Origin of the sequence: Aquimarina sp. U1-2, from assembly GCF_017897595.1 — a bacterium.
GTDB lineage: Bacteria > Bacteroidota > Bacteroidia > Flavobacteriales > Flavobacteriaceae > Aquimarina.
Genome location: NZ_JAGKIK010000007.1, coordinates 56,383 through 76,426, shown reverse-complemented (window position 1 = coordinate 76,426; position 20,044 = coordinate 56,383). Strand labels below are relative to the sequence as shown.

17 protein-coding genes and 1 pseudogene are annotated in these 20,044 nt (G+C 34.4%); 11 read left to right on the top strand and 7 right to left on the bottom strand.

Annotation, left to right across the window (positions count from 1 at the left end; genetic code table 11):
• The first annotated feature begins 15 nt into the window (after positions 1–15).
• The 4 genes from J8281_RS10900 to J8281_RS10885 all read left to right on the top strand — a co-directional run bounded on the left by J8281_RS10900 (position 16) and on the right by J8281_RS10885 (position 6,051).
• A complete protein-coding gene (locus J8281_RS10900; protein WP_210197656.1) occupies positions 16–906 on the top strand; it encodes a CPBP family intramembrane glutamic endopeptidase in 891 nt (296 codons plus the stop codon).
• A gap of 118 nt (positions 907–1,024) precedes the next feature.
• Positions 1,025–2,125, top strand: a complete 1,101-nt coding sequence (locus tag J8281_RS10895; protein WP_210197655.1) for an AMP-binding protein — start codon at positions 1,025–1,027, stop codon at positions 2,123–2,125.
• Positions 2,126–2,277: 152 nt separating this feature from the next.
• Positions 2,278–4,386: a VWA domain-containing protein gene (locus J8281_RS10890; RefSeq protein ID WP_210197654.1), complete on the top strand. Its 2,109-nt coding sequence runs from the start codon at positions 2,278–2,280 to the stop codon at positions 4,384–4,386.
• A gap of 345 nt (positions 4,387–4,731) precedes the next feature.
• Positions 4,732–6,051 carry a M24 family metallopeptidase gene (locus J8281_RS10885; RefSeq protein WP_210197653.1) on the top strand — a complete coding sequence of 440 codons (1,320 nt, stop codon included), beginning with the start codon at positions 4,732–4,734 and terminating at the stop codon, positions 6,049–6,051.
• Between the two features lie 237 nt (positions 6,052–6,288).
• Here J8281_RS10885 and J8281_RS10880 read toward each other — a convergent pair whose 3' ends face one another.
• Entirely contained in the window at positions 6,289–7,917 is a 1,629-nt protein-coding gene (locus tag J8281_RS10880) for an acyl-CoA carboxylase subunit beta (protein WP_210197652.1), read from the bottom strand.
• A 307-nt stretch (positions 7,918–8,224) separates the two neighbouring features.
• On the opposite strand from J8281_RS10880, the gene J8281_RS10875 reads away from it, so the two are divergent.
• The 4 genes and pseudogenes from J8281_RS10875 (at position 8,225) to J8281_RS10860 (ending at position 11,572) form a co-directional block, all read left to right on the top strand.
• The gene (locus tag J8281_RS10875; protein ID WP_210197651.1) at positions 8,225–8,407 is read left to right on the top strand and encodes a CAL67264 family membrane protein; all 183 of its coding nucleotides are present in this window, start codon (positions 8,225–8,227) and stop codon (positions 8,405–8,407) included.
• Positions 8,408–8,453: 46 nt separating this feature from the next.
• Positions 8,454–10,145 carry an energy-dependent translational throttle protein EttA gene (ettA, locus tag J8281_RS10870; protein ID WP_210197650.1) on the top strand — a complete coding sequence of 564 codons (1,692 nt, stop codon included), beginning with the start codon at positions 8,454–8,456 and terminating at the stop codon, positions 10,143–10,145.
• A 101-nt stretch (positions 10,146–10,246) separates the two neighbouring features.
• On the top strand, positions 10,247–10,939 hold the full coding sequence (locus J8281_RS10865) for an HAD family hydrolase (protein WP_210197649.1): 693 nt from the start codon (positions 10,247–10,249) through the stop codon (positions 10,937–10,939).
• A gap of 3 nt (positions 10,940–10,942) precedes the next feature.
• Positions 10,943–11,572 (top strand): annotated as a pseudogene (locus tag J8281_RS10860) (CatA-like O-acetyltransferase).
• Positions 11,573–11,604: 32 nt separating this feature from the next.
• Here J8281_RS10860 and J8281_RS10855 read toward each other — a convergent pair.
• From J8281_RS10855 to J8281_RS10845, 3 genes are all read right to left on the bottom strand, one after another.
• Positions 11,605–12,225 carry a pseudouridine synthase gene (locus J8281_RS10855; protein ID WP_210197648.1) on the bottom strand — a complete coding sequence of 207 codons (621 nt, stop codon included), beginning with the start codon at positions 12,223–12,225 and terminating at the stop codon, positions 11,605–11,607.
• 104 nt (positions 12,226–12,329) lie between these two features.
• Positions 12,330–13,088, bottom strand: a complete 759-nt coding sequence (locus J8281_RS10850) for an MBL fold metallo-hydrolase (protein ID WP_371812601.1) — start codon at positions 13,086–13,088, stop codon at positions 12,330–12,332.
• Positions 13,089–13,595: 507 nt separating this feature from the next.
• Positions 13,596–14,351: a sulfite exporter TauE/SafE family protein gene (locus J8281_RS10845; RefSeq protein WP_210197646.1), complete on the bottom strand. Its 756-nt coding sequence runs from the start codon at positions 14,349–14,351 to the stop codon at positions 13,596–13,598.
• Between the two features lie 141 nt (positions 14,352–14,492).
• Here J8281_RS10845 and J8281_RS10840 point away from each other — a divergent pair, with 141 nt between their 5' ends.
• Entirely contained in the window at positions 14,493–16,226 is a 1,734-nt protein-coding gene (locus tag J8281_RS10840; RefSeq protein ID WP_371812606.1) for a SulP family inorganic anion transporter, read from the top strand.
• 12 nt (positions 16,227–16,238) lie between these two features.
• Here J8281_RS10840 and J8281_RS10835 read toward each other — a convergent pair whose 3' ends face one another.
• Positions 16,239–17,201 carry a carboxypeptidase-like regulatory domain-containing protein gene (locus J8281_RS10835; protein WP_210197645.1) on the bottom strand — a complete coding sequence of 321 codons (963 nt, stop codon included), beginning with the start codon at positions 17,199–17,201 and terminating at the stop codon, positions 16,239–16,241.
• A gap of 372 nt (positions 17,202–17,573) precedes the next feature.
• Here J8281_RS10835 and J8281_RS10830 point away from each other — a divergent pair, with 372 nt between their 5' ends.
• Both J8281_RS10830 and J8281_RS10825 read left to right on the top strand, forming a co-directional pair.
• Positions 17,574–17,741 (top strand): hypothetical protein, encoded by a 168-nt coding sequence (locus tag J8281_RS10830; RefSeq protein ID WP_210197644.1) that lies wholly within the window; start codon positions 17,574–17,576, stop codon positions 17,739–17,741.
• Between the two features lie 48 nt (positions 17,742–17,789).
• On the top strand, positions 17,790–18,620 hold the full coding sequence (locus tag J8281_RS10825; RefSeq protein WP_246849080.1) for a DMT family transporter: 831 nt from the start codon (positions 17,790–17,792) through the stop codon (positions 18,618–18,620).
• 89 nt (positions 18,621–18,709) lie between these two features.
• Here J8281_RS10825 and J8281_RS10820 read toward each other — a convergent pair whose 3' ends face one another.
• Complete coding sequence (locus J8281_RS10820) at positions 18,710–18,961, bottom strand: hypothetical protein (RefSeq protein ID WP_210197643.1); 252 nt, start codon at positions 18,959–18,961, stop codon at positions 18,710–18,712.
• 294 nt (positions 18,962–19,255) lie between these two features.
• On the bottom strand, positions 19,256–19,924 hold the full coding sequence (locus tag J8281_RS10815; protein ID WP_210197642.1) for an FRG domain-containing protein: 669 nt from the start codon (positions 19,922–19,924) through the stop codon (positions 19,256–19,258).
• Positions 19,925–20,044 lie beyond the last annotated feature (120 nt).

Sequence of the window (20,044 nt, the reverse complement as noted above, 5' to 3'; positions counted from 1 at the left end):
AAATTATAAGTACATATGTATATAGAACAGGGCAAAAAAGGAAAACTCGGATTGTGGAAATATATTCCCATACCCCTCGTATTTATGGGGTTGATAGGGCTTCAGTATATCGCCGTTATACTATTCGATTTGGACGTAGCAAAAATTATGGAAGAGCAAATTAAAACAAGAAGTAAAATCAGTCTTTTTGCAGAAGGGATGATTTTCATGGCGGTTTTTCTGGCTGCATTACTTTTTTGGGTACGGTACGTGCATCAACAATCTATTGTATCACTAACTACCAGTAGAAAAAAAGTAGATTGGGGTAGGATATTCTTTATTTTTAGCCTAATGGGTTCATTTATTATTGTTTCTACATTACTGGTTTATTTTTTTACTCCCGAAGTGTATCAGGTTAATTTTGAACCCGTCCCGTTTTTCATTCTGGCCATTGTGGCAATCATTCTTGTTCCAATCCAAACCAGTTTTGAAGAATATCTTTTTCGTGGTTACCTAATGCAGGGGATAGGGATTGCATCCAAAAGCAGGTTTGTACCTTTATTTATAACTTCGGTTCTCTTTGGTTTAATGCATATTGCTAATCCTGAAGTTTCAAAAATCGGCCCCATAATTATGGTTTACTATATAGGAACAGGTTTTTTTTTAGGAATCATTACACTTATGGACGAGGGACTAGAATTGGCACTTGGTTTTCATGCAGCGAATAATTTAATTACTGTATTATTGGTAACGGCCGATTGGACTGCTCTACAAACTGATTCAATTTTTATAGATGTGTCAGACCCGGGAACGGGTTATGAAATATTATTTCCTGTATTTGTTATTTTTCCTCTTTTTCTACTCATTTTGTCGAAAAAGTATGCATGGACAAACTGGAAAGAAAAACTTTTTGGCAGCGTACACTAACCTGTGTTGGACTTTGGATCTTCGTCATCAAGTAAATTAATAATGAATGCGTAATGTACTTTTTACAATTTCATAACTTTTCTAACTATGATAACCTTGAAATTTGAATGCATTGATCATGAGTACTTTTTTTATTCCTGAAATACACGACGCGTTTAGTATAAACAAACAAAATGCTACCAAAGATAGTTTGAAGCGTATAGCTTTAGGTTTTATTAAAAATGGAGAAGTTTACGAGCAAGAAGTAGGTCATTTTTTATTAAATTGGTTAGATGATAAAGACTATATCTTAGTCAAAACTTCTGGTTCTACAGGGAAACCTAAAAATATAAAGTTGTTAAAGCAGCACATGATCAATAGTGCTAAAGCGACCGGAAAATTTTTTAAAGCTGAAGAGAAAACAACTGCACTTTTATGTCTTTCTGCCAATTATATCGCCGGAAAAATGATGTTGGTAAGAGCTATGGTATTAGGTTGGAAGATCGATTTGGTTCCGCCAAAAACAAATCCGCTGGATACCCTGTATAAACAATATGATTTTTGTGCTATGGTACCCCTGCAGCTTGATAACTCTCTTAATAGGTTGCACCTCCTCAAAAAATTAATTGTAGGCGGTGGTCCCGTTTCTGAAAATCTAAGACAATTAGTACAAGGCGTTAAAACCAAAATTTTTGAAACCTATGGGATGACCGAAACCGTTTCTCATATTGCAGCAAGAAGGGTGAATCCGAAAAAGAAAGATAAAAAAGATGCTTCCTATTTTAAAGCCTTACCTAATATTAATTTAGGAGTAGATGCTAGAAACTGTTTAGTGATCAAAGCACCACAGTTAAATCATGAAACAATCATTACAAATGATGTAGTAGAACTTAAAACATACAAAAAATTTAGTTGGAAAGGCAGATACGACAACGTGATCAATAGTGGCGGTATCAAGTTACATCCCGAACAAATAGAAACAAAGCTTCAACTTTTAATAGGTCATCGATTTTTTATAACTCATGTTCCCGATAATAGTTTGGGTGATAAATTAATATTGGTTATCGAGCAGGATTATGACCCTATTTCTAAACTAGCATTACAAGAAGCGATAAGCAAATTAAAGACACTTACAAAATATGAAGTTCCTAAAGAAATTTATTTTTTACCCCAGTTCATAGAAACGGATAACGGAAAAGTACAACGCAAAAAAACCTTGGAGTTAGTTCTTAAGTATTGAACTCAAAAGAAATTTGATTGTAAATGAAACTATAATTTACTAATTTTTAGCTCTTCTCTTCAAACACTCAATCAAAAGTATGTTTCACTCATTATAGATTGCTTTTAAACCTGGTAGTACCGTAGTTTTAATTGAATTTAAAACCATTTACTATGAAACTATTAGGTTATATGGGTATGTTTTTTCTGGTTCTGGGAAATTTATACGCACAGCAAATTAAGATTACAGGAAAAGTTACCGACGAGCAAAATTTACCTTTGCCCGGAGTAAACATTATTATTAAAGGAACAACATCTGGAGCGCAAACCGATTTTGATGGTTTATATACCTTGGTCGCCAAAGCAGGAGATATTCTTATGTTTTCTTATGTAGGGTTTGAAACTAAAGAGGTACAGGTTTCTTCAAACTCTAGCTTGATCAATGTTAATCTAAAAGCTTCTTCATCAGCGTTAGAAGAGGTTGTAATTACCGGATATGCTACTACCCGAAGTAGAAGAGTTGTAAAACATTCTATAGCTTCTTCAACCATATCAAAAAGGAAAAGAAGAAAATCTAAAAACCAAACTGGTTTACGAGGTCATGTAGCTGGCGTTCATATTTCAAAAGCTCCAAAGCTTTCTTCTACTAATGCTATAAAAATAAGAGGTATTAGCGCTATTTCGAAGGCTGAACAACCGTTATATATTATAGATGGTGTGCCTTTAGATGGTAAAGATATCAATCGAATACGTGGGATAGATCCTGCTAAAATTTCAAAAGTTGAAGTACTAAAAAATGCGAATGCTTCTGCCTTGTATGGAGCCAAAGCGAAGAATGGTTGTGTTATCATAACAACTCACAGCGGTAATTACAATGTAGATAATCACGAATCGTATAAAGAAATTGTAGAAAACGATTTCAAACAAGTACAAATAGCGCCACTTTCAACGTTTTCGATCGACGTCGATAAAGCTTCTTATAGTAATGTAAGAAGAATGATTAATAATGGAAACAAAATTCCGTCAGATGCTATTAAAATTGAAGAAATGATTAATTATTTTGACTATTCTTATGACCAACCCTTAGAAGAACATCCTTTTGCGATCCATACAGAATATGCAAGCACCCCTTGGAATAAAGACACACAATTGGTAAAAATAGGGCTGAAGGGAAAAGAAATACCACAAAAAGATATCCCAGCTTCAAATCTGGTTTTTTTGATTGATGTTTCTGGATCTATGTCAGATGCTAATAAATTACCTTTATTAAAAAAAGCCTTTACGCTTTTAGTACAGCAATTAAGAGAAAAAGATAAAGTTTCTATTGTAGTGTATGCGGGAGCGGCAGGGGTTGTACTTAAGCCAACATCAGGAGCATATAAAAATAAAATTAATCAAGCCTTACAAAGCCTTAGTGCCGGGGGATCAACGGCAGGAGGCGAGGGACTCAAACTTGCTTACAAACTCGCTTCAAGAAATTTTATAAAAAACGGAAATAATAGGGTAATTCTGGCTACCGATGGAGATTTTAATGTTGGAATGAGGAGTGATAAGGATATGAAAAATTTGATACAAGAGAAACGTAAATCCAATGTATTTTTAACATGCCTTGGTTTTGGGATGGGTAATTATAAAGATAGTACGCTAGAAACATTGGCCCATACAGGAAATGGAAATCATGCATATATAGATACTATGCAAGAGGCACAGAAAATCCTCGGAAAAGAGTTCGGAGGGACGCTATACACCATTGCAAAAGATGTTAAAATTCAGGTAGAGTTTAATCCTTCAATAGTAAAAGCTTACAGGCTTATTGGGTACGAAAACCGACTTTTAAACGATGAAGATTTTGCAGACGACACAAAGGATGCGGGAGAATTAGGAAGTGGTCACACAGTTACCGCCTTATATGAAATTGTCCCAATAGGTAGTAAAAGTAGTTATGTGAAAGAGGTTTCAAACTTGAAGTATACCAATGCTAGCCTCGATAAGAATTACACCAACGAGCTACTCACAGTAAAGTTCAGATATAAGAAACCTAAAGAAGAGAAAAGCATTAAAATCGAACATACCTTGACTACCAGTAAGTTTGACAAGGTTTCTCAAGATTTTAATTTTGCAGCTTCGGTTGCCTGGTTTGGCATGAAATTAAGAAACTCAAAGTACATCAAAAACCAAAACCTTGAGGATATTATTACTCTAGCAAACAAAAATAAAGATAAAGACAATCAGGGATATAAAAGTGAATTTGTTAGGCTAATGAGAAGCTATCAGGATTTATAAAACGGAATAATTCGATGAATATAATTTATTGTTGTTTGTTAAAAATGATGATACGAACCAAAAAAACTCAAAGAGTATCAAGGGTTCGTCGATTTGTAGAAAAAACACCTTGCTTCATGAGCATTAAGACAATTCCTAAGAGGTAAAATATGTATTATTTTTAAAATACTATTACAGATATACTTAGAAACAAGTCTTTGGTCTATTTTCTAACAGTATAGTAGTCTATTCTCTTTATCCAGACACTACTGATTTCAATTAGACATCTGCAATATATTGTAGATGTCTATTTTTTATAATAATTTAGTCTTACAAGAAAGCATTATCATCTTTTTTAGCTTACTCATGAAAAAAATCATTTTCGTTGTATTGTCATTTAGTTATCTGTCTAATGCACAAATTCTCTCTGAAAGAGAAAGGGCAGGAGTTATCGATATGGTTCTCGAAGAGCGTTTCAATACCATATTGCCACAATTAATGGATCGTACAGAGATTGATATGTGGATTTTAATTTCTCGCGAATATAATGAGGATCCAGTGCTTAGAACCATGCTTCCTTCTACATGGCTGAATGCCAGAAGAAGAACTATTCTCGTTTTTTATAGAAATAAAGATAAAAATACCATAGAAAAATTGGCAGTTGCTCGCTATAACATAGGTAAATATATTGATTCTGCCTGGGATAAAGAAAAGCAACCCGATCAATGGAAAGCTCTGGTTGATATCATTACCAAACGAGATCCTTCTGTGATTGGCATTAATTATTCTGAAAATTTTGGTATCGTTGATGGCATCGTAAAAACAGATTATGAAGCGTTTATGAAAGTGCTGCCTGAAGCATACAAGCCTAAAGTTATTTCGGCAGAAAAATTGGCTGTTGGATGGATCGAAACTCGAACAGAGCAGGAGATGGAAATTTACAAAGATTTAGTCAAAATCACTCACGATATTATTGCGGAAGCCTTTAGTACTTTGGTTATTCAACCTGGGACAACAACTACAGATGATGTAGTATGGTGGTTACGGCAAAAGGCAACCGATATGGGGCTAGAAACCTGGTTTCATCCTACAGTAGATATACAACGCAGTGGTGAAGTATTGCAGAGTCATATAACATCTTTCTCAGATCGACCTAAAGATAAAATTATACGTCCGGGAGATCTTATACACTGTGATTTTGGTATTACGTACTTACGACTAAATACAGATTGTCAACAACATGCATATATTTTGAAGAATAACGAAACAGCGCCACCTGATTATTTAGTAAAGGCGTTTGCTGCTGGAAATCGCGTTCAAGATATTTTTACATCAAATTTTGAAACTGGAAAAACTGGAAATGAGATTTTACTGAAATCCCTGGAACAAGGCAAATTAGAAGGTCTACAACCAGCCATATATACACACCCTCTTGGTGTATATGGGCATTCTGCAGGATCAACTATTGGTATGTGGGATGCTCAAGATGGAGTTCCCGGAACTGGTGATTACCCTTTATATGATAATACGGTCTATGCTATCGAATTAAATACAACAGTCACGCTTCCCGAGTGGAAGAAAAACATTAGAATTATGTTAGAAGAAGCTGGCTTTTGGGGAAAAGACGGGTTTAGATACGTAAATGAACGACAAACCGAATTGATCACCATTCCGAAGCGAGAATAAAGTATTTACCTAAGTTTGATTGTTAATCTATTGATTTTCAGAAGTCCTGTTTTGTTTCAGTCCTATTATTGGAAGTCAAAAGGTTATTTTTAGGTTCATTAATCAGGTTTCGACTGCGCTCGACCAAACAAGCAAAAGCAAACGAATACTATTCAACAAAACAATAATCGAACTCGGGTTATTTGTTATTTGAAGTGAACTTTTAAAACATGTAAATAGGAAAGATTAAATCAACTCTTAAGTTTGAATAACTCCTAAATTAAATCTTTTTTCTATAGGAGCGTGATTTGCCGCTTCGATTCCCATAGAGATTACTTTTCTAGTATCAAGCGGATCAATAATACCATCTGTCCAGATTCTGGCAGCCGCATAATATGGTGAAATTTGCCGGTCATATCTAGCTTTAATGTTATCAAAGAGTGCCTTCTCATCTTCTTCAGACAATGTTTCCCCTTTATTTTTTAAAGAGGCAGTTTCTATTTGTAACAATACTTTTGCTGCCTGAGCTCCTCCCATAACGGCTAATTCAGCACTGGGCCAAGCATAAATAAGTCTGGGATCATATGCTTTACCACACATCGCATAGTTGCCAGCACCATACGAATTACCAATAACAATAGTAAACTTTGGTACTACACTATTACTAACTGCATTTACCATTTTGGCACCATCTTTAATGATTCCGCCATGTTCACTTTTGCTTCCTACCATAAAGCCTGTCACATCCTGTAAAAACACTAGCGGAATTTTTTTCTGATTACAATTAGCAATAAATCTTGTCGCTTTATCCGCAGAGTCAGAATAAATAACTCCACCAAATTGCATTTCCTTCTTTTTTGTTTTTACAATTTTACGTTGATTGGCGACAATACCCACAGCCCAGCCATCTATGCGAGCATAGCCTGTAATGATAGTTTGCCCGTAACCTGCTTTGTATTCTTCAAAATCAGAATTATCTACTAATCTTTTAATAATTTCGAACATGTCATATTGTTCATTACGTGCTTTTGGTAGAATTCCGTAAATTTCATTTGGATCTTCTTTTGGTTGTAAAGGTTTTGCTCGGTTAAACCCTGCCTTATCAAAATCTCCGATTTTCGACATGATATTTTTTATGGTATCCAGAGCTTCTTTGTCATCTTTAGCCTTATAATCGGTAACGCCAGAAATCTCGCAATGTGTTGTAGCGCCACCAAGCGTTTCATTATCGATAGTTTCTCCTATTGCAGCCTTAACCAAATAGCTTCCTGCCAAAAAAATGCTTCCTATTTTATCAACAATAAGCGCTTCATCACTCATGATGGGTAAGTAGGCACCACCAGCAACGCAACTACCCATTACTGCTGATATTTGAGTAATTCCTAAACTACTCATTACAGCGTTGTTACGAAAAATTCTTCCAAAATGCTCTTTGTCAGGGAAAATTTCATCTTGCATAGGTAAATACACTCCAGCACTATCCACCAAATAGATAATAGGTAATTTGTTTTCTATTGCTATTTCCTGGGCTCTTAGATTTTTCTTTCCCGTAATGGGAAACCAGGCTCCTGCCTTTACAGTAGCATCGTTGGCTACCACTATACATTGTTTACTACTTACGTATCCTATTTTAACTACAACGCCTCCGCTGGGACACCCGCCGTGATCTTCATACATGTTTTCACCGGCAAAGGCAGCAATCTCGATACTTTTCGAGTTTTTGTCTAGCAAATAATCGATTCGCTCCCTTGCAGTTAATTTGCCTTTTGCATGCAGTTTTTCTATTCTTTTTTCACCTCCGCCTAATTTTACTTTAGCTAGTTTCTGCTTTAACTCAGATACTAAAATTTTATTGTGATCTTCGTTTTTATTGAAGTTTAAGTCCATTTGCGTGTATTGTTTGCACGAAAATACAAAAATCACCTTGTTTTAGAAGTGATAAGTATGCATTAAGCTATGTAAAACTATATTCTTCGTTCGCGTATGGTGAAGAAATTAAAGAATTCGAAATAGTATATACTGTATTGCTATTTCTCTTTATTACAAAAGTTAAATATTAACTAACTGTAAGCCAATAAATAAGCGAATTTCTTATCTTAAGATATATGTAAACACATGATTTTGACGATAAATTACCGATATTTGTTTTGGTCATGTTTAACATGAGATTAACATAAGAATTAAATAACGATGTATGGGAATGAATAAAAATACGGTGCTAGCTTGGGCTACATTTATAATGATTATAGTAGGACTTTCATTAATTGGATTAGGGGCGTTTCGATATAGAGAAGTTTCAGGATATGGGTTTGCAGCCGTGGGTGTAGGTTTTTTTGCAATAGCTTGGGTATTCAACGCTCTAAAAGGAAGAGTATAACATCAATTAATAACAATAATACAACTTTATAAAATTTTTAAGACGTATGTCAGACGATAAAAAAGTCATTTTCTCCATGTCTGGAGTTAGTAAAACGTTTAAAAGTGCTAATACGCCGGTTCTCAAAAATATATATCTTAGTTTTTTTTATGGGGCTAAAATTGGAATTTTAGGGCTCAATGGTTCGGGTAAATCTACGTTGTTGAAAATTATTGCAGGCCAGGATAAAAATTATCAGGGCGATGTAGTATTTGCTCCTGGTTTCTCTGTCGGGCTGTTAGAGCAAGAACCAAAATTAGATCCCGAAAAAACTGTACTCGAGGTAGTAAAAGAAGGCGCAGCAGAAATTGTGGCTGTTCTGGATGAGTACAACAAGATTAACGATCTATTTGCACTGCCAGAAGTTTACGAAAACCCAGATAAGATGCAAGAATTGATGGATAAGCAAGCTAATCTTCAAGATCAGATTGATGCCAGTAATGCCTGGGAACTAGATACCAAATTAGAAATTGCGATGGATGCCCTGCGCACCCCAGATTCTGATAAAAAAATAAGTGTGCTTTCTGGGGGAGAACGTAGAAGAGTTGCCCTGTGTCGTCTCTTATTGCAAGAACCTGATGTATTACTATTAGATGAACCCACAAACCACCTTGATGCAGAGTCTGTACATTGGTTAGAACACCATTTGCAGCAGTACAAAGGTACAGTAATTGCAGTCACTCATGATCGTTACTTTTTGGATAACGTTGCAGGTTGGATTTTAGAATTAGATAGAGGAGAGGGTATCCCTTGGAAAGGTAATTATTCTTCATGGCTAGAACAAAAATCAAAGCGCCTTGCACAAGAACAAAAACAAGCTTCTAAACGTCAGAAAACATTAGAACGCGAATTAGAATGGGTGCGTATGGCACCAAAAGGTCGCCAGGCTAAACAAAAAGCCCGTCTAAGTAATTATGATAAATTGTTGGGTCAGGATCAAAAGCAAGTTGATGAAAAGCTTGAAATTTACATTCCAAATGGTCCTAGATTAGGTACAAATGTTATTGAAGCTAAAGGGGTAAGTAAGGCTTTTGGGGATAAGTTATTATATGAGGACCTAAACTTCAATCTTCCGCAGGCAGGTATCGTGGGAATCATCGGTCCAAATGGAGCGGGTAAAACTACTATTTTTAAAATGATCATGGGCGAAGAACAACCCGATAAAGGAAGTTTTACTGTTGGCGATACCGCAAAAATTGCATACGTAGACCAAAGTCATAGCAATATACATCCTGAAAAAACAATATGGCAAAATTTCAGTGATGAACAAGAATTAATTATGATGGGAGGCAGGCAGGTTAATTCGAGAGCATATCTAAGCCGTTTTAATTTTAGTGGTAGTGAGCAAAATAAAAAGGTGACCACACTATCCGGGGGAGAACGTAATCGTTTACATCTGGCAATGACATTAAAAGAAGAAGGTAATGTATTACTTTTAGACGAGCCTACTAATGATCTAGATGTTAATACTTTAAGAGCTTTGGAAGAAGGTTTAGAAAACTTTGCCGGCTGTGCAGTAGTTATCTCTCACGATCGTTGGTTTTTAGACCGAATTTGTACACATATTTTGGCATTTGAAGGTGATTCGAAAGTTTACTTTTTTGAAGGCAGTTTTTCTGATTATGAAGAAAATAAAAAGAAACGTTTAGGTGGTGATTTGATGCCTAAACGAATAAAATATAAGAAGTTAGTAAGGTAATGATTCGTGCTTGAGTACGCTTCTTTTTGAGATGAGAAGTCAGTTCAATTGAATTTTTTATAAAGCACTCAAAAAAATCATATACTTAAAAAACTAAAAAAATGTCGTTACAAGAAATAAAAGTAATCGCCTTTGATGCCGATGACACGCTTTGGGTCAATGAAACTATTTTTAGAAGAGCAGAAGAAGAGCTTTGCGATCTTTTAAAGGAGTTTATGCCAAAAGAAGAGGCAGCAAAAGTACTTTTTGATATTGAAATGAAAAATCTACCATTATATGGATATGGTATAAAACCCTTTATCCTATCATTAATTGAGGCCGCTTTAACGATTACCGAAGGTAAAATGTCAATATCAATTGTAGAAAAGCTTTTAGAGAAGGGGAAACAAATGCTTAAAGAACCAGTCGAACTTATTGATGGTATTGACCATGCTTTGAATGTGTTATCTAAAAAGTATCGATTGGTAATGGCTACAAAAGGCGATCTGTTAGATCAAGAGCGAAAGTTAATTAAATCGGGACTAGAAAAATATTTTCACCATATAGAAATTGTGTCTGATAAAACTGAAAAGCAATACCAAAAGTTGGTAAAACAATTAGACATCAACGTAAATGAATTTTTGATGGTAGGAAATTCATTAAAGTCTGATATACTGCCTGTTTTAAACATTGGAGCACATGCTTTTCATATTCCTTTCCATACTACTTGGGCTCATGAAATGATCGATGATGAAATTAATCACCCAAAATTTAAGAGTTTTACCCAAGCGACTGAACTACTTGATGTTTTATAAGTAATGCGAACCAAATTAAATCTTAACAACTGGAACCGAAAAGAGCATTTTGAATTTTTTAGTGGCTTTGATGAACCGTTTTTCGGGATTACCACTAGTGTAGATTTTACCAAAGGGTTTCAAAAGGCGAATGACCTTGGCTATTCCTATTTCTTATTTTACTTGTATAAGTCTTTAGAGGCTGCCAATAACATAAAAGCCTTCAAATATCGTATAGATGATAATGAAGTGTATGTATATGCTAAAATTCATGCTTCAGCAACCATAGGAAGAGAAGATCACACCTTTGGTTTTTCCTTTATAGAATTTTAAGATGATTTTGAAACGTTTGTTTCAGAATCAATAAAAGAAATAGACGCTGTAAAGAAAAGTATGGGGATAAGACATACTGAAGAAGCCAAGAGGTTAGACACGATTCATTTTTCTTCAATTCCATGGTATAATTTTACCGGTCTTACACATGCAAGGCATTTTCAGTTTAAGGATAGTATACCTAAAATTTCTTTTGGGAAGTATTCTAAAAAAGAAGGAAAACTTAATTTACCAATAGCTATCAATCTACACCATGGTTTAGCAGATGGTTACCACATAGGGCAGTATTTGGAAGAATTTCAGAAATTATTGAATGCATAGTACCATGATATAATTTTATCATGGAGTTCGTGTCAATATATAGCATCTATTGTATTACTGCAAATTTGGTCCAACTCGTTCACTTCTCCAACCTTCATATTGTTAAGGTAGATATTCCCAACGCGTATTCGTACCAGTCTTAATGTAGGAAAACCAACTGCCGATGTCATTTTACGAACCTGACGAAATTTTCCTTCTTTTAACGTAATTGAAATCCAACTCGTAGGTCCATGTCGGTCATCTCGTATTTTTTTAGAGCGTTCTGGTAGTTTAGGTGGTGCGTTCAGTTTAAAAACTTTACATTTGGCTGTTGTGTATTTTTGTTTTTCAATACCAATCTCAACACCTTTACGTAATTGATTTATAGCTTTTTCAGAAATATCTCCATCTACTTGTGCATAATATTCTTTTTCAGTAGTGCCACTACAAATGTAGTTACTTACCTTACCATCTGTGGTTAAGAGCAATAAACCTTCAGACTTTTCATCCAATCGCCCGATCGCCATTATTCCTTTAGGAAAATCAAAGAGTGCCCCTAATAATTTTTTAGAATTTTGCTTTTGACCGTTATTTACAAACTGGCTAAGATAGCCGTAAGGTTTGTATAAAGCGAAATGTTTGTGTGCTATTTGTTCTTTAGAAGGTAGTCTCATTAGTAAGCAATCATTTTACAGCCAATTATAAAAGGTTAAGGTAAATTATACGAATACATTGTGCTACACCTACTTCAATCGGCATTTAGCCTTCAAAATAAGGCTTAAGGGATATCTGGATACCAATCGAGTTGAATTACTTCTATTTCAGGATTTTTGGCAACTATTTTTTTAAACACAGTAACATCACTTAAACCATTAGAGCCTCTGTAATGATAAGGGTAAACCTGTTTTGGCTTAAACTCTAGCACGGCATCTGCAGCACTTTCTACTGTCATCGTGTACGGTAGATTCATACATACAAATGCTTTATCAATATACTTCAAATTTCGCATTTCAGGAATGTCTTCGGTATCACCAGAAAAATAAATTCTTTCCTTCCCTAAAGTAATGATATACCCATTCCCTCGTCCTTTCTTGTGAAATTTTAAAGCCTCTTCCCTAAGATTATACATAGGTATAGCCTCGATAGGTATGCCTTGTACCTCTTTAATTTCACCATTGTTGATAATCACGAGTCTTTCTGTATAGCTCGCAGGAAGCTTTTCTGCTACTGCCTGCGGAACAACGATTTCGGCTTGCGATAGATTTAAACTGTCTAATGTGTCAATGTTCATATGATCCCCATGAATATCGGTAATTAGAACAATATTAGGAGGGTTTTTTCCCTCAAACGCTTTATAACCACCAGCAGGATCGATATAAATTGTTTTCTCTTTCCATGATAGTACTGCGGTAGCGTGTGCTATAGGGTCGATTTGAGCATCGCTTTTTGGGGTTTTAACCACTTCTTGCGTTACCTCGTTAATGAGTTCATTATCAATTTCTATACTCTCTTTTTTTTGTGTTTTACAATTTATCAATAGCAGACAAATGAATAAAACGCAGGGGGTTTGGCATTTCATTTTGAGTAGTATTATGTGTTTTTTAGTAGCAGAAAGATAAGAATAATCCTTCATAATTGAATAACCCGATACCGTAAGATTCTTTTTATTTGAGTAATTTTAAAGTGGAAGTGGTATTATATTCATTTTAGTATCAGTATTGTCCGGTTAAAGAAAATAGACCGCTGGCTGCTAGAAAATAGAACAAAGACTTATTTGTAAATACTTCTATATTATGGTTTTTGAAGTAAAGGCGATTCAGTTTTAAAATAAGTTGTCTAAATTTTAGAAAAGCAAGGTGTCTTTTCTATAAACTCATAAATTCTTAATGGTAATAGAAGTTTTCAGAGCTTGTCAAATTTTTTATCGAACAACAATGTTTTAGTATTAAAATATCTTTACTAATTTTTGCAAAAATCAGATCATGAACTATAAGTTATTACGTTTTGCGGATATTCGGCAATAGCTTGTTGTATGATTCTCATCTTAGCTATCAAACCATAATTTCACGGCCATCGCAATGACCATGATAATGAGAAAAACTTTTACTATACCATCACCCTTTTTAACAGCCCATCTACTGGCAATCCAACCTCCTGTAGCGTTGCCTGTGGCGAGAACTATACCATACAAATAATTAATATGTTCGTTGTATATAAAGATAACAAGAGCCCCAATGGTATAAATACATACCACCAAAACTTTTATAGCATTAGCACTAATCAGATTGGTAGTATTGATAGAGGTAAGGGCTAGGAGTATAAAAATACCTACACCGGCTTGTATAAAACCTCCGTAAATTCCAATAAAGAAGAAAATTACCAAAGATAGCCATAAATACTTGCCGTGTGTGCGTTCTTTTACATTCTCGATGTTCAGTTTAGGTTTGAACACCATAAAAAAAACAACCATCACCATAATGATGGCAAGCACTTTATTGAAGGTTTCTCCTTTGATATCAACAGCAATTTGAGCACCAATAATCGAACCGATTAGCGCGGAAATCCCTAAGTATACTCCAAAAACTGAAGGTTGTATCCCTTTACTTTTAAAACCTGCTATAGAGGTTATCCCCTGAACTAAAATCCCTATACGATTGGTACCATTGGCTACAGCAGGAGGTAATCCCATAAAAATTAGCATGGGCAAGGTGAGTAATGAACCACCTCCCGCAAGAGTATTAACGATACCGGCTACAAAACCTAAGATTGCAAGTAAAAGGAAAAGTGTGATTTCATCCATAATAGATTATATAAGGTTTCAAAAATAAATAAATGCATGACATAAATATGGCAAATAGAAATACTTTTGGCATAAATAGGGAACTGTCGTAGCTTTACGAAATCAACTTCAAAGAATACTAAAGTCAAAAATCTATACAAAATAGTTCCTATTCTTCAACTGTTTTTTACAAATCAGTACAATCTATCTACATTTAAAAAGGATAGTATCGCTGGTATTACTGTTGGCGTTATATTAATTCCGCAAGCTATTGCTTATGCTTTGCTTATGGGAGTACCTCCAATCTATGGTTTATACTCTTGTTTGTTACCTTTGGTATTATATGCGTTTTTTGGAACATCGAGACAATTAAGTATTGGGCCTGTGGCAGTTACTGCTATTTTGGTTATGAGTGGTGTAAGCCAAATAGCAGATCCATTTACAGATAGATTCGTAGAACTGGCGATCATAACAAGTTTGCTTACAGGGGTATTACAGATTGTAATGAGTGTTTTAAGGATGGGTTTTTTGGTGAATCTGATTGCTCAACCCGTAATCTCGGGATTTATTTCTGCGGCTGCAATACTTATTATCATTTCTCAACTAGAGGAGGGTTTTGGTCTTGATGTTCCAAATTTGAGACATGCATATGAAATATTAGGATATGTAATCCAAAATATTGCACATTCGAACTTGATAACATTGTTGATATGTCTTTTTTCAATACTAGCAATCGTTTTGTTGAAACGGTGGAGAAGTTCTTTTCCTGGTGCGCTATCTATTTTGGTGGTCACAACACTAGTAACATATGTTTTTAAATTACATGATAAAGGAGTGGCTATAATTGGGGATGTTCCAAGCGGATTGCCGTCTTTCGATATTCCTTCGATTGATTACGATACTATAGTAGCATTGCTTCCAGCGGTGCTTACGATTACCTTTATCGGATATGTGGGTAGTATGGGTATTGCAAAATCTATGGAAATGAAAAATCGAGATCATGTACTTAAACCCAATCAAGAATTGTTTGCCTTGGGGATTGCCAAGGTAGTAGGTTCACTATTTCAGGCAGTACCCTCATCAGGAAGTTATAGCCGAACAGCAATTAATGACGAGGCAGGTGCAAAAACCACCATATCCTCACTGGTCACTTCTAGTATCGTATTTTTGTCTTTGTTATTTCTCACTTCGCTTTTTTATTATATCCCAAAGGCCGTTCTCTCGGCAATTATATTGGTATCTGTATTTGGGTTGATTAATTTTAATGGAGCCAAGCATCTTTTTAAACTTAAGCGACGGGATTTTATAGTAATGATGATTACATTTTTAGGAACTCTAATCTTGGGAGTCGAACGAGGAATTTTTATCGGAGTACTTCTTTCGTTTTTATTTCTGCAATATTATAGTTCTCGTCCGCATATAGCAGAGTTAGTAAATATTCCAGAGACGCTGTATTATCGTAATATTGATCGATTCCCAAATGCCATTCAGTCAAAAAAGTATCTTATTATTCGTTTTGACAATCAATTGTATTTTGGTAATGCCAGTTATTTTAAAGATACAGTTCAACAGTACCTTTCTAAACGTACTGAGTTACCAAAATTTTTAATTCTTGATAATACCAACATGCATGATATAGACAGTACCGGTTTGCATGTATTGGAAGATATCTATGAATACCTTACCAATGTACACATTCAATTGTTAATTGTGGGTACGATTGGACCGGTACGGGATTTTTTAAAGCGATCTGGTTTTACAGATAAGTTGGGTATTGATCATTATTTCTTAACAATAGCTGATGCCGTGGGATATGCAGAAAATAAGATTACTCACGAAGTGAAACATGAAGCTGCCGTACAGTTTAATCAAAAACGAAGATCTTTTCTCGATTGAAGGTTATATTAGTTATTCATTATATACATGTAGCTTTAATCCCATCCCGTAATTCGTATTATTATTTTTAATAAGATTATTAGTAGTACTGTATTTAGGGTCGAATCGCTGCCATGTTCTGTTTTTAAAGAATATGCGGCGCGTAAATGTCTTATAATTATCAATCTTATTGGTAAAAGGAAGTAAAGGTCTAAACGTTGTAGAGACTTTAACCATTCCTTTTCTGGTTTCTATTTCATGATATTTTTTGGTTTGCTGAAGTTTACCTTGTTCATCTGCATATCCTAATACTTGTATTGAAATAAAAATACCATCTTTGGGAATATATATTTTATATTCTGAAACGTTCAGTTCAAAATTAGGTTTATCGTTATCGGTGATTTTAAAAATAATATCTTCATAAGGCAAACGTGCATCTGGGAAGCCATTGGTATTGCCATAAAACTGCATTTTAAACAATGTCGAGAATGATTGTTCTCTCGAAGAATTTTTATTAGAAGATTCAATTTTTACAGGTAGCTGTACGGTAGCAATTTTAGTGGGATTTAAGGAGCTTTTTGGAAAAAAAACGGCAATTTCAGATTCTACTGTAGGTAGCCAGCATCTAAAATAGTCATTATGCACTTGTGCAGGTAGTCGTTTTGTTTTGTACTTTCTTTTCTTTTCTGCAGTGATGATAACCTCATTAAGTTGAGATATATCTTGAGTAAGCAGTATGTTTTTGTGTAAGTCTAGGGTAGATAGCGCCAGTTCTTTATATCCCAAAGCCGAAATGTAAAGGGAATCAATATCTGGATACCATTTTTTTGAAAATTGGAACATACCATCGGCATCAGCAAAAGTACCGTTCCCGTTTCCAAAAGATATTGTAGCATAGGATATAGGAGCATTAAGTACACTATCTCGTACACTATATTTTTGGCCGACAGCAAATTGTACCAATAAAAGTAGGAGCAGGGGAAACAGCTTTTTCACAAATTTAAAATTTATAAGTCTACTGAAAATAATAAAATTAAAAACACTATTTTTCAACAGATGATTTAAACATTTTCAGCTGTTTGTGATAAAGCATAGTATAAAATAAAGAATGTATTACTATCCAATAAATTATGCTTGTGTCACGATACAGATTCAGGTTAAACAACTAAAATACTAAAATATATCCATAATTAAATACTATGATCATACCAAAACGTTGATCTACATGCTACAATTTTACTATATCCCATAAGTAACGTTTAAAATTATGTTCCAGTATTTGGGTGCATCAGTAATCAGTAAATTTAATGTTAATATTCATTTTGCTGTTATTTCTCACATTTTGCTATGCAAATTCTTATCAAATGTTTGCCAACAGGTAAAGCAATCAATGTTATCAAAGATGATTTTATTGGTATAGTCGATCGCCTTTATTTTGAACAAGGCAAAGAAGCTATTCAACATGCGTTAGATGTGATATCTAATTATAAATTTTATGCAATCCAGGCTAGAATTGCAATAAAGCAGATAGATTAACTTGAAGAAACTTTTTGTTTATACCTTTACTTTTTTATTTCGCTCTATATGAAAAATGCCATTTATTTTATGCTTTTAAGTGCTGTATCATTTACGGCAATGAATATAATGGTGAAGTACCTATCGCATTTTGGAGGTGGACAACTCGTTTTTTTTCGAGCTTTCGGTTCTCTTTTTTTTACGATGAGCTATTTGCTATGGCATAAAATTCCTATTTTAGGAAATCAGATAAGCTTATTAATTTTAAGAGGACTGGCAGGCGTTACCTCAATGGGGTTGTTTTTTATGTCGATAGCATATTTACCAATCGGTTCTGCCGTGTCACTTCGTTATACCGCCCCTATATTTGCAACTATTTTGGCAGTTTTTTTCTTAAAACAACGGGTTAAGTCCGTACAATGGTTATTCTTTTTTATTGCTTTTATGGGAGTAGTAATGATTAAAGGCTTTGATACCAATATGAATACTCTGGGCTTAATTTTGGTACTAACCTCTGCAGTATTTAGCGGAATGGTATATGTTTTAATCAATAAAATTGGTAATAGAGATCATCCTGTGATTATTGTGAATTATTTTATGTGGATTTCGGTCATAGTAGGAGGTGTTTTTTCAATATTTCACTGGACTATGCCAGTAGGTGTAGAATGGGTTTTACTATTAAGTTTAGGCGTTTTTGGTTATTTCGGACAGTTATTTATGACAAAAGCTTTTCAGTCCCAGGCAACTCATAGTATTGTTTCGTTAAAATACGTAGAAGTAGTTTTTACAATGTTTGCTAGTGTTTTTTGGTTTACAGACTCGTACCCGTTTTTAAGTTTGATCGGTGCCGTATTAGTAATTATCGGTTTAACACTTAATGTTTGGTATAGGCATGATTGATACAATACTTCTATTTTTAAACTAGTTACATCTATTTCTAGATTAATTAAGGAAAAAAATACAGCAATTATGTTCATTATTTTTGTAGTCTAAGAAAAATCTTCCCTTAAATAAAACATAATTTTTGCTTTATCAGCAAAGCTTTTTATGGTAATAATATCTCCTGTTAGTTTATTATAGATAACCTCTGCGAATAAGAGATCAATATAGAAAATACTATATTGAAAATCACGATTTTTATCGTCTATAGTGAATAAGTGAATACCACGATTCCAGATATCCTTATATTTCAGGTCTAATTGTCGAGCATTAAATTGTTGCTCCAAAGTAATTTTGTGCATAAGCAGTTTATTTTGATAAAGGGTGCTCTAAACTACAGAAAACTAACTATTTATCCAAATAATACCACTTCCATTTTAAAATTACTCATTAAAACCTGCCTACCTGGCGGATGGCAGGATTGCCCTTTTTCGCTTATACCTCAAAATAAAAAGCAACCCTAAGGCTTATAGAACCAAAAGCCAAAACAAAAGATAATTTAGTTTCTTAATTATCAAAGTAAAGTAATCCTTGTTTTAATATCCAGACGGCTATACCCGGGGGATAGTTCATTACTAAAACTAAGGTAAAGCTAATTAATAGACTTTTGTCTCTAACCACTTTAAATCTCTTGCCACGCCTTCTAGACCTGGATATAATAGTCTGAGATTTATCCCATATTTAAATAAAGTACGTTTGATCACAGATTTTAGCTGTTTAGGGATGATCACTTTTTTCAATTTTTCATGCTCAAAAGGTATATCCGGGGTATGGTGTATTGTAAATAAACCTGCTTGATTTTGAATTCTAGCCGAGATATATGGGGGCCTGTATTTATACACCTTATTAAGCTTGTAGGGATTTGTTTTATTAGGGTCTTGTATAGTAGAACAACCAGATAGGATATAAACTGCACTATCACATTCTGGATTAGATTCTACAGCAAAATAGGTAGAAACCAAAGGATTGTAACTCCAATCCAGTAATCTAGTAGGGAGGCCATAATGCTGTGCTACAGCTAGCCATTCCAGCTCATTATCAGGCTTATGTTCTAAATAGGGTATAGATGATTCTTTAAAAAGTTTGATTAGTCTTGCTTCTAGTCGCTCTATAGGCTTACCCATAGCAGATTCACATCGCCCAAGTGAGGTAATGAGTTCATATGAGGTTTTGGAGGCCCCACGATAAACAAAATTCTGACCGGGTTTTTGACTTTCAAAGGTTTCAAGTAATTCATCGAATTTCTTAATGGCTATGATCTCCATAATATATTTTCCTAAAGATAAAATTTTTTGTAGAACACCGTGTTAGGTATTTCGTAAAAATACTGTAAACAGAGTGCTGACTTGAATGTTTTATTCTACTATAAAAAAATAATATGCCTG

What these genes read in the sequence shown, in the direction of transcription:
- J8281_RS10865 (WP_210197649.1), top strand. Translation starts at nt 10,247, where the DNA reads ATGTCGTTACAAGAAATAAAAGTAATCGCCTTTGATGCCGATGACACG.
- J8281_RS10820 (WP_210197643.1), bottom strand. Translation starts at nt 18,961, where the DNA reads ATGCACAAAATTACTTTGGAGCAACAATTTAATGCTCGACAATTAGAC.
- J8281_RS10855 (WP_210197648.1), bottom strand. Translation starts at nt 12,225, where the DNA reads ATGAGACTACCTTCTAAAGAACAAATAGCACACAAACATTTCGCTTTA.
- J8281_RS10900 (WP_210197656.1), top strand. Translation starts at nt 16, where the DNA reads ATGTATATAGAACAGGGCAAAAAAGGAAAACTCGGATTGTGGAAATAT.
- ettA (WP_210197650.1), top strand. Translation starts at nt 8,454, where the DNA reads ATGTCAGACGATAAAAAAGTCATTTTCTCCATGTCTGGAGTTAGTAAA.
- J8281_RS10845 (WP_210197646.1), bottom strand. Translation starts at nt 14,351, where the DNA reads ATGGATGAAATCACACTTTTCCTTTTACTTGCAATCTTAGGTTTTGTA.
- J8281_RS10815 (WP_210197642.1), bottom strand. Translation starts at nt 19,924, where the DNA reads ATGGAGATCATAGCCATTAAGAAATTCGATGAATTACTTGAAACCTTT.
- J8281_RS10875 (WP_210197651.1), top strand. Translation starts at nt 8,225, where the DNA reads ATGGGAATGAATAAAAATACGGTGCTAGCTTGGGCTACATTTATAATG.
- J8281_RS10890 (WP_210197654.1), top strand. Translation starts at nt 2,278, where the DNA reads ATGAAACTATTAGGTTATATGGGTATGTTTTTTCTGGTTCTGGGAAAT.
- J8281_RS10825 (WP_246849080.1), top strand. Translation starts at nt 17,790, where the DNA reads ATGAAAAATGCCATTTATTTTATGCTTTTAAGTGCTGTATCATTTACG.
- J8281_RS10885 (WP_210197653.1), top strand. Translation starts at nt 4,732, where the DNA reads ATGAAAAAAATCATTTTCGTTGTATTGTCATTTAGTTATCTGTCTAAT.
- J8281_RS10895 (WP_210197655.1), top strand. Translation starts at nt 1,025, where the DNA reads ATGAGTACTTTTTTTATTCCTGAAATACACGACGCGTTTAGTATAAAC.
- J8281_RS10880 (WP_210197652.1), bottom strand. Translation starts at nt 7,917, where the DNA reads ATGGACTTAAACTTCAATAAAAACGAAGATCACAATAAAATTTTAGTA.